The sequence below is a fragment of the Ulvibacter litoralis genome (genome assembly GCF_900102055.1).
Taxonomy (GTDB): domain Bacteria; phylum Bacteroidota; class Bacteroidia; order Flavobacteriales; family Flavobacteriaceae; genus Ulvibacter; species Ulvibacter litoralis.
In genome coordinates, this window is sequence record NZ_FNBA01000010.1 from 19,651 (window position 1) to 28,787 (window position 9,137).

11 protein-coding genes and 1 tRNA gene are annotated in these 9,137 nt (G+C 36.8%); 4 read left to right on the forward strand and 8 right to left on the reverse strand.

The genetic code is table 11. From position 1 onward, the window contains the following. Positions 1–5 precede the first annotated feature (5 nt). Positions 6–1,457, forward strand: a complete 1,452-nt coding sequence (locus tag BLQ00_RS16385) for an LptF/LptG family permease (protein WP_093145402.1) — start codon at positions 6–8, stop codon at positions 1,455–1,457. Between the two features lie 33 nt (positions 1,458–1,490). Beyond that, entirely contained in the window at positions 1,491–2,639 is a 1,149-nt protein-coding gene (ribB, locus tag BLQ00_RS16390; protein ID WP_093145403.1) for a 3,4-dihydroxy-2-butanone-4-phosphate synthase, read from the forward strand. Positions 2,640–2,683: 44 nt separating this feature from the next. Here the strand turns inward: ribB and BLQ00_RS16395 are convergent, their stop codons facing one another. From BLQ00_RS16395 to BLQ00_RS16410, 4 genes are all read right to left on the reverse strand, one after another. After that, entirely contained in the window at positions 2,684–3,121 is a 438-nt protein-coding gene (locus BLQ00_RS16395) for a hypothetical protein (protein WP_093145404.1), read from the reverse strand. Between the two features lie 146 nt (positions 3,122–3,267). Beyond that, on the reverse strand, positions 3,268–4,464 hold the full coding sequence (locus BLQ00_RS16400; protein WP_093145405.1) for a DegT/DnrJ/EryC1/StrS family aminotransferase: 1,197 nt from the start codon (positions 4,462–4,464) through the stop codon (positions 3,268–3,270). A gap of 80 nt (positions 4,465–4,544) precedes the next feature. Then, complete coding sequence (locus BLQ00_RS16405; RefSeq protein WP_093145406.1) at positions 4,545–4,967, reverse strand: hypothetical protein; 423 nt, start codon at positions 4,965–4,967, stop codon at positions 4,545–4,547. Between the two features lie 45 nt (positions 4,968–5,012). Continuing rightward, positions 5,013–5,648 carry an NAD(P)H-dependent oxidoreductase gene (locus tag BLQ00_RS16410; protein ID WP_093145407.1) on the reverse strand — a complete coding sequence of 212 codons (636 nt, stop codon included), beginning with the start codon at positions 5,646–5,648 and terminating at the stop codon, positions 5,013–5,015. A gap of 58 nt (positions 5,649–5,706) precedes the next feature. Here BLQ00_RS16410 and BLQ00_RS16415 point away from each other — a divergent pair, with 58 nt between their 5' ends. Both BLQ00_RS16415 and BLQ00_RS16420 read left to right on the forward strand, forming a co-directional pair. Next, positions 5,707–6,099 (forward strand): acyl-CoA thioesterase, encoded by a 393-nt coding sequence (locus BLQ00_RS16415; RefSeq protein ID WP_093145408.1) that lies wholly within the window; start codon positions 5,707–5,709, stop codon positions 6,097–6,099. 293 nt (positions 6,100–6,392) lie between these two features. Beyond that, positions 6,393–6,477 (forward strand) — tRNA-Ser (locus BLQ00_RS16420). Between the two features lie 107 nt (positions 6,478–6,584). Here the strand turns inward: BLQ00_RS16420 and BLQ00_RS16425 are convergent. Genes BLQ00_RS16425 through BLQ00_RS16440 form a run of 4 tightly spaced genes read right to left on the reverse strand, consistent with a single transcriptional unit; the run spans position 6,585 to position 8,193 of the window. After that, entirely contained in the window at positions 6,585–6,797 is a 213-nt protein-coding gene (locus tag BLQ00_RS16425; protein ID WP_229792663.1) for a hypothetical protein, read from the reverse strand. 1 nt (position 6,798) lies between these two features. Then, on the reverse strand, positions 6,799–7,035 hold the full coding sequence (locus tag BLQ00_RS16430) for a hypothetical protein (RefSeq protein ID WP_093145409.1): 237 nt from the start codon (positions 7,033–7,035) through the stop codon (positions 6,799–6,801). Beyond that, a complete protein-coding gene (locus tag BLQ00_RS16435) occupies positions 7,019–7,435 on the reverse strand; it encodes a DUF5675 family protein (protein ID WP_093145410.1) in 417 nt (138 codons plus the stop codon). Before BLQ00_RS16435 ends, BLQ00_RS16430 begins: the two co-directional genes overlap by 17 nt. A gap of 2 nt (positions 7,436–7,437) precedes the next feature. Then, positions 7,438–8,193, reverse strand: a complete 756-nt coding sequence (locus BLQ00_RS16440) for a hypothetical protein (RefSeq protein WP_093145411.1) — start codon at positions 8,191–8,193, stop codon at positions 7,438–7,440. Positions 8,194–9,137 lie beyond the last annotated feature (944 nt).

Here is a 9,137-nt window from a genome sequence, read left to right on the forward strand (position 1 = left end):
TTGTTTTGAAAATACTAGATAGATACATATTAATAAGTTATTTGAAGACGTTTTTTAGCGTCTTCATTATTTTAATGTTCATTTTTGTACTGCAAACTATTTGGCTCTACATTAATGAATTAGCGGGGAAAGATCTAGACGTTTGGATCATTCTTAAGTTTTTATGGTTTGTATCTCCTCGACTTATACCACTGGTATTGCCCTTAACTATTTTAGTTACTTCCTTGATGGTTTTTGGAAGCTTTGCTGAAAACTACGAGTTTGCCGCAATGAAATCTACGGGAATCTCCTTACAACGCGCCATGCGAAGTTTGATGGTTTTTATACTCTTTATGAGTTTTGTAGCCTTCCTTTTTTCAAATAATGTAATTCCGTGGTCTGAATACAAATGGCAAAACTTACGTCGTAATATTGCACAAATGAGTCCGTCAATGCTTATTGCTGAAGGACAATTTAGTCAGATTGGGGATGATTATAATATTAAAATTGCTGAAAAAAGTGGCGATAGAGGTCAGTTTCTGAAAGACATCGTAATTCACAAAAAAGACCCTAATAGACCTAACGGAAACTTTACCGTAATCATTGCAAATAATGGAGAATTAGCCAGTGCAAAAGGGAGTAACACCTTATCTCTTATTCTGAAAGACGGAAATTACTATGACGATGTTCAAGTAAAGGATGCAATTAAACAGAAACGACAGCCTTTTGCGAAAAGTTACTTTGAAGAGTACGCGATAAATATTGATCTTACCGAATTCAACAATACAGACGTCGATAAAGAAAATGAGCTTTCCAATCAGAACATGTACAATATGAGCGAATTAGTTGTTGAAATTGATTCCCTTTCAAGTAGCTATTCTAAAGACATTCGATTGTTTTCTGAAAACATGTATTACCGAAGTGGTATTGGAAAGTTTAAAGATCAAAAACGAGTAGACACTATTGGAATAGACACTCTTGAATCGATTACGGCAATTTTTCCGCAGCAAAGATTACCCAGTTTAGTAGACATGGCACTTAATAATGTTAAAGGAACCCTACAATCTATTAAGTCTAAAAAAAGTGAATTCACCATTAAGACCAAGCGACTTAATAAATTTGAAATAGCATTACACGATAAATACGTATTAGCCATTGCCTGTATCGCCTTATTTTTTGTGGGCGCTCCCTTAGGGGCTATTATTCGCAAGGGAGGAATGGGATTACCTATGGTTATTGCCATTGTGTTGTTTTTAAGCTATCACTTTATAGGTATTTTCGCTAAAAATAGCGCCGAAGATGGTACGCTTCACCCCTTTATAGCAACTTGGTTGAGTACTGCGATATTACTTCCGTTAAGTATTTGGCTTACGTATAGAGCAACAACCGACCAAGGAATTATGGACATAGATTCGTTCACACAACGTATTTCAAGACTCTTTAAAAAGAAAGACAAAGCTTCAAAAAAAGAAGACTAGTTTCAGTATCTTTGCACCACCAAAAATTTTATTATGACTTCTACCACAAACGCAACTTCAATTCAATTAAATACTATTGAAGAAGCTATTGAAGATATTCGCCAAGGAAAAATAATCATCGTTGTTGATGATGAAAACCGCGAGAATGAAGGAGACTTTATTGCAGCAGCCGAAATGGTAACTCCAGAGATGATTAATTTCATGGCAACTAATGGTCGCGGACTTATTTGTGCGCCGCTTACCGAAGAACGTTGCAACGAATTATCATTGAATATGATGGTAGAAAACAATACTGTTTTACACCATACACAATTCACAGTATCTGTCGACTTAATAGGTCACGGTTGTACTACAGGTATTTCGGTACACGATCGCGCTAAAACTATTAAAGCGCTAGTAGACAAAGATACGAAACCGAGTGATTTAGGTCGTCCAGGACATATTTTTCCTTTACGCGCTAAAACAGGAGGTGTGTTGCGTAGAACAGGCCATACAGAAGCTACAATCGATTTAGCACGCTTGGCAGGACTTCAACCCGCAGGAATTTTGGTTGAGATTTTAAATGAAGACGGAACCATGGCACGTTTACCACAGTTGGTAGATGTTGCTAAAAAGTTTGATTTAAAATTAATTTCTATTGAAGACTTAGTTGCCTACCGTATGGAGCACGATTCTTTAATTAGAAAAGAAGAAGACTTTACCATTAATACGCGCTTCGGAAGCTTTAGACTTCGTGCCTACAAACAAACTACAAACGACCAAGTACATATTGCACTTACCAAAGGAAAATGGGAACAAAACGAGCCTGTTTTAGTTCGTGTGAATGCAACTTTAGTGAATGGTGATATCTTAGGAACCTTAACCAATAACGCAGAACAAAAGTTAGACGATATGTTTAATCTTGTGAACAAAGAAGGGAAAGGCGCTATTGTATTTATCAACCAACAAAGTCAGTCATTAAACCTTTTAAAGCGTTTATCTGAGCTAAAAGAATCGCAAACTCACGAGACAATTGCGAAAGCACCTCGTATCGAAATGGACCATAAAGATTTCGGGATTGGCGCACAGATTTTACACGACTTAGGGATTCACAAAATACGTTTGGTCTCAAATAGCGAGCAAACAAAACGTGTGGGTATGATTGGTTACGGATTGGAAATCACAGAATACGTGAAGTACTAGAAACGTTGCATTTCTAAAATCGCTTTTTTTTATAGAGCTTAGTATTAAAATGTAATATTTACAAAGGGGATTATCGCACTCGTGTATACGCTTTCATCCTCCTTGTACAATACATTGTATTTGGCACCCAACGATATTTTTTCGGTAACATTATAGCCTGCACCTATAAACAAGGCTGAATCCCAATAGGTTTTTTTAGCCGCTCCCGTAGCTGTTTCAGTTTTAGTTGAAACATGTAGCTCAGCAAATTCTAATAAGGTCGTTATTTGCTTAATTGGGCTGTACTGTGTAATTACACTTCCTCCAAAGGTTGTAGTACTCTGTATATCTTTCAATGACGAATAACTACCTTGAATTCCGCCGCCAATACTTATTTTGTCACTTAGAAGATACGTAAGGTTTGGCGCCAAACTAATATTGGTTCCTCCCACAAAGTTTATCCCAAAACCAACACCAAATTTTAATCTTTTTTGCTTCTGCACAGTGCTATCAATAACACTTATTTGAGTGGTTTGGGAGAGGGCAGCTTCACAAAAAAAAAAGTAACGCCACGAGTAGCATTACTTTTGAATGGGTTTGAGAAATAGTCATAATTAGTTAGTTGCGAGGTTAAAAATAATTTATTCCTCTACAAGATAACGTTTTTAACTATTGAAACCATTTTAGCTGCACGCTCTTTTACTTGCGCTTCCGTTAAACCGATTTTAACTAAAGAGGAAATCGTACGACTCATCCAAGCATCACTTTTTGAAAAATCAGTAGCATTCAGATCTTGCAATTGATTTTTCACTTCGGAAGGTAAAGGTCCTAATGTATCTAAATTTTTAAGATGGTTCCATCCGTTTATATAATGCCAGTTGTTGGTGTACCAATAAAAACAACCATCAACACCCGCTTCACCTAATGCTTTGTGAGCTTTTTGGGTTAATGCTTCAGAAGGTAAAAAGAAACTTAAAAAAGAATAGTTTTCTTCACCCCCTTCAGGTACAGTTCTAAACGTTACTCCTTCAATGGTAGCTAAGGCGTTTCGAACAATGGTATAATTTCTTTTTTGAATCTCTAAAATTGCGTCTAGTTTTCCTAATTGTGCAATACCAACCGCTGCATTAAGTTCTGAGATGCGGTAGTTGTATCCTAACGTTGGATGAGTTTCGGCACCGCGGTCGTTTCCGAAGTGATCGTGACCGTGATCTTGGTATTGATCTGCGTTTATTTTAAAGACTTCAGAGTTAGTGATAATCCCTCCTCCTTCACCACAGGTAATCGTTTTAACGTAATCGAAAGAGAAACACCCTAAATCGCCATAGCTTCCTAAAGGTTTTCCTTTATAAGTACCGCCTAATGCCTGACACGCATCTTCTAACAAGATCAAATCATGTTTGATACATATAGCGCCTAATGCATCTAAATCTGCCATAGAACCGCACATATGCACTGGCATAACGCACTTTGTTTTTGGAGTAATGGCAGCTTCTACAGCACTCGGACTCATGGTAAGTGTGTCGTCGATATCTACAAGAATTGGAACTGCTCCCAAGGCAATAATAGACTCAAAACTAGCCACAAATGTAAACGTAGGCATGATAACTTCATCTCCCGCGCCAATTCCAGCTGAAGCCAATGCAACTGTTAGTGCAGAGGTTCCACTAGAAACGAGTTGACAATAGTTCGATTCCATCCTTTTAGCGAATGCTACTTCAAACTCTTTAGCTTTCCAGTGGCCGTTTCGCATTCCGTCGAAACCGTAACGCATTAATACTCCACTTTCTAAAACATCGTTTACTTGTTTGCGCTCTTCGTCGCCAAAAACTTCAAATCCAGGCATAAATTATCGTACTTATTTGTATTGTTTAGATGAAGTGTAAAGGTAAGGGTTGCGTGGTAAATGAAAAAGAGATTCTACTGTCATTTACAGATAGTAGCAGGTGATTTTAAAGCTTCCGTTAGGTACTCGACAGCCTTTTTAGGAGATTCTAAAATAATAAATGGTTTTTTCCAAAACTGCTTCGCGAATTTTGCGTGTAATACATCTGCATCGCCATAGCAAATGGTCATAAAACAAGATATCATAATAAACTCTGGAAATTTAACAGAATCTAGCAGATTGAAAGAATAGGTATTAATACGATTAGATATAAAAGGGATGGGCTGGTTGTTGTAGTATTTATCAAAACGAACTAACATTTCGTCTACATACCCTTCTAAAGTAAATAAGACCTCTTCTTTCGCTTCAAACCAACACAATACATCGTAAAACCAGAAGGTGCAATTTTTGGTTTCATAAACTTCGTGTAATGTAAAATCTTTTAATAATACGTCTCTTATCATCCCAATTAATTTACAAAAAATAAATCAATAATTACAAACAATACTTTAAAAATCTATAATAACATTGTCGACTCCCTTACGTACTTTTTCCAAAGTAGAGAATAAATCATCGTCTGCACGATATCCAACCGCAAGTACGAGTACAGATTGTAAGCCTTTTTCAGTAAGCTGAAGTAATTTGTCGTATTTTTTAGGCTCAAAGCCTTCAATAGGACACGAATCAATTTCTTCTAAGGCACAAACAGTTAGCAAATTACCCAATGCCAAATACGCTTGTTTCGCCATCCAGATATTAATTGCTTCCTCAGATTTTTCAGAAAAATCATTTATTAAAAATGTTTCAAAAGGAGCTAAAATACTTCGTTCTGTATTCCTAGTGGTTTCAACCAAATCGAAATACTCTTTAATACGTTCCGAAGACATTCCAGCTTCTGTACAAATTACAAACACGTGAGAAGCGTCGTTTACTTGTGGCTGATGCATGGTTAACGGCACCAACTTTTGTTTTATTTCTGAAGTACTAACAACCACCATTTTAAGAGGTTGCAATCCATACGAGGTCGCAGTAAGGTTGAAAGACTCTTTTAAGATAGAAAGTTTTTCTTCGGAAAGCTTTTTAGTCGCATCAAACTTTTTGGTTGCGTATCGCCATTGAAGCGATTCTAGTGTCGTTTTTGCCATATAACTTAGTACATTTGTATCACCACACAAAAGTAAACAAATTCAACCCTGATATATAATGCCTACTATTGAAGAATTAAAAAATACAAGTGAAACGCGAATTTGTAAAGCTGTTTTTCCAAATACAACAAACCACTACGACACCCTTTTTGGTGGTACTGCACTGCAATTAATGGACGAAGCCTCATTTATTTGCGCCACACGATTTAGTCGAAAAAAGATGGTAACTGTTTCTACAGACAAAATTGATTTTAATACTGCTATTCCGCAAGGAACCATTATTGAGCTTGTTGCCAGAGTGGATAAAATAGGAAGAACGAGCTGCGTGGTAAAAGTGGATATTTTCATGGAAGATATGTACAGCTATAAACGAAGCAAGGCAGTAACTGGCTTTTTTACATTTGTTGCGGTTGGGGATGATAAAAAACCCGTTGCCATTTTAAATGACTAAAATTAGAAGCCGATTCTGTTTTCTAACCAATTGAACTCTTTTTAATCCCTCTTAAAAAGTGAAAAACCACCTCAATTTGATATAAGGGAGACATTTCTATAAAAACATTTTAAAACCATTTTTATTAGATTACATTGAAAATCAAAGAATAGCATCTTGTAAATTATATTTTTGGATTGCATCGAACTTAAAATGAAAAAAAAATCTTCTTTTTTTTTCATTTCCTTTCGTAAAAAACAAAATTCCTTCTATATTTGCAGCCGCATTCAGCGAATAGCTGATGAGGCACTCAAGGAGAAATGGCAGAGTGGTCGAATGCGGCAGTCTTGAAAACTGTTGAGGGTCACACCTCCGGGGGTTCGAATCCCTCTTTCTCCGCATACCGAAACCCACAACAAACGTTGTGGGTTTTTTGTTTTGTAAAAAACACAACCTACTTCATAAACAGAGCACTTCATTAAAATTAACAGATTTAATTATAACGTTTATTTCCTTGACTTAAAAATAGTAGGTTTTTTAATACGACTGATATACGCTACTATTTTTTTTAAAACTAATGTGATTACAAAACTTACTGTGGCACCTATTACCGCCAGTATGCATGTTATTACAATATGCTCGTTTCCTATATTAGGTATGGTTGAAGCCAATGTTCCTCCAGCTGTACCTGCCATCATGGGTGCGTCATTAAGGTTCATACTATGTTTTTTTTTGATTTTGTTGTTCTTCTTCTTCGTCGGCAACTACCGCTTGACTTATGGCAGTTGTTACTGTTCCAATGACAGTGGCATAGCTTGCGATAGTAAATAAAACTGTTGGGACTTCAAAAGGCGCAGCCAATATCGCTCCGCCAGAAGCTACGATTGCCATTCCTATGTTTCTTATTTTTCTAAAGAATTTTGGGGTGGGTTTTTTTAGTCTATCTATAATCTTCATTTTGATTTGAGTTTATGGTTAATACTACTTTTTCATTCTTTTCTGAAGCTTGATGGAAAATACTAAGCACTTTATCCAATGCTAGCTTAGTGTAAATACCTTTTCCGATTCCTGTAAGCTGTTGTACGGGTACTATACAACCTTGTATCTCAGTCTTTACATTGCTTGCAGGAATCATTAAAATTAGAGACTTGCCTTTAACATATTGGAGGTGCAAATGATTTTTAAATCTTTGAGAATATCTGGCTTTCAGCTCGTAACTGCCTTCTGGAATACAGGATCTGTTTTTTTGTTTTTTATGCCAAGGAAGTTCTACAGTAAAACAGATGAAGTGTCCGTTTAAAGTGAGGGTACCAATGGTACCCTCCTTTTTATATAATCTAGTTAACACTAATTCCATTCCTATACCGTATCTAGACTCACAATTGCCAATGCATTGTTTGCCCCATTTTTTAAAGAATAGTACTCTCCATTTACCATTTGATAAAACTCGACCCCAATTACCTGGAGTACCGGCAAATCGGAATCAGGGCTCAAAGGAGCTGTTAGTGTGTTCGCAGGTAATTCGGGGGCAGTATAGGGCAACACACCAGTATCTGCCGCTGAAAAAACGAATTGCATGTTTACAAAGTCTATTTCTGCAGCTCCCAACGATAGTTTAAAATGGGTTGTTCCTGTTGGCGCTGCAATCCGAATGGTGGGGCTAAATGCTTCCAGATTGGCCGTAACTTCACCACTTGTTCGATTGAAATTAGTGGTATAGCCCACATAGAGTGTAGTACTTAGCGGTGCATTGCTATTAAAATCAAAGCCCTCTATTACTTCAAGATTTCCATCCTGAATGGTTCGTTTACCTCGCGGATTTAAGGGGTCGGTCTTAATAATCGCTAATAGCTCCTTAGTGAGTCTGCTAACTACTCTTCGATCCTTCGCGTTTTGCATTAAATGCCTCACCGAAGTACGGATTAGTTTCCCTCCTTTTCCTGCTGCTCCAAATTCGGAATTGTTTTCACGCGTTCTCTGAAACGCAGGATCGTTAAGAATTTTGTTTTTGTCGATGCCCCCTTTTGCTCGCGCTAGGTGACCGTCTACTGTTTTGTAAAAAGACAAATCGTCTATTGTCCCTTTTAACTTGATAATTCCAGCTTGTTTAGCCATACTAATAAAATTTAAAGTTCAGGACAAAATTGCGGCAGTAGGAGCTTTCTTTTTCACAAGTTGGGTGTGCCTTGGGTATGTTTTTTTTTTATATTTTGATGAAAACTCAATAATGATAGGGTGTAGCGAGATTAAAAAAAATAGTAATGCATGTTCCTATTTCTGGTAATTACCGTTTTATTGAATGAATTGCGTGTTTTTCTTTTTTATGGGCTTATCTAGGGCTTATCTAGGGCTTATCCATGGCTTATCTAGGGAGTAGAATGATGTTTGTTGATTTGTGGTTTGTTACTTGTGATTGGTGATTGGTGACTGGTGATTGGTGATTGGTGATTGGTGATTGGTGATTGGTGATTAAGAAATGATGCTGTTTTTAGGGTTTCATTTTCTTTCTTCTTTTCTTTTTTGCATTGCCCAAAAAAGAAACAAAAAACGCTAGGCTTAAGAAATCATTTCTAAATTCTACGGCAGCTTCACTACACTTTCCAAACTCGCTCGGTTCCTCGCTCAAACAGTGGAAAGCGCTTTACGTTTCGCTTTCTTGAATTTTACGAAATGTTTTCTGATGCCGGAATGCTGACGTTCTATTCTGAGCTCTTTTCTGTTTCATAAGTGGTTCTTTTTGATGATTTGTGATTTGTGATTAGTGATTAGTGATTAGTGATTAGGAAATAATGCTGTTTTTGGGTTTAAAGAGTGTTTTATTCATTTCTTTTGCTTGTCCAAAAGAAACGAACCAAAGAAAAAGACACCCTCGCTGGGGAATTGTGATTGGTGACTGGTGACTTGTGATTGGTGCTTCATAATTAGTGATTAGGAAATGATGCTGTTTTTAGGGTTTCATTTTCTTTCTTCTTTTCTTTTTTGCATTGCCCAAAAAAGAAACAAAAAACGCTAGGCTTAAGAAATCATTTCTAAATTCTACGACAGCTTCACTACACTTT

Bases quoted from the DNA above. Each gene is read 5' to 3' on its own strand.
- ribB (WP_093145403.1), top strand. From the start codon at position 1,491: ATGACTTCTACCACAAACGCAACTTCAATTCAATTAAATACTATTGAA.
- BLQ00_RS16400 (WP_093145405.1), bottom strand. From the start codon at position 4,464: ATGCCTGGATTTGAAGTTTTTGGCGACGAAGAGCGCAAACAAGTAAAC.
- BLQ00_RS16405 (WP_093145406.1), bottom strand. From the start codon at position 4,967: ATGATAAGAGACGTATTATTAAAAGATTTTACATTACACGAAGTTTAT.
- BLQ00_RS16410 (WP_093145407.1), bottom strand. From the start codon at position 5,648: ATGGCAAAAACGACACTAGAATCGCTTCAATGGCGATACGCAACCAAA.
- BLQ00_RS16415 (WP_093145408.1), top strand. From the start codon at position 5,707: ATGCCTACTATTGAAGAATTAAAAAATACAAGTGAAACGCGAATTTGT.
- BLQ00_RS16425 (WP_229792663.1), bottom strand. From the start codon at position 6,797: ATGAACCTTAATGACGCACCCATGATGGCAGGTACAGCTGGAGGAACA.
- BLQ00_RS16430 (WP_093145409.1), bottom strand. From the start codon at position 7,035: ATGAAGATTATAGATAGACTAAAAAAACCCACCCCAAAATTCTTTAGA.
- BLQ00_RS16435 (WP_093145410.1), bottom strand. From the start codon at position 7,435: ATGGAATTAGTGTTAACTAGATTATATAAAAAGGAGGGTACCATTGGT.
- BLQ00_RS16440 (WP_093145411.1), bottom strand. From the start codon at position 8,193: ATGGCTAAACAAGCTGGAATTATCAAGTTAAAAGGGACAATAGACGAT.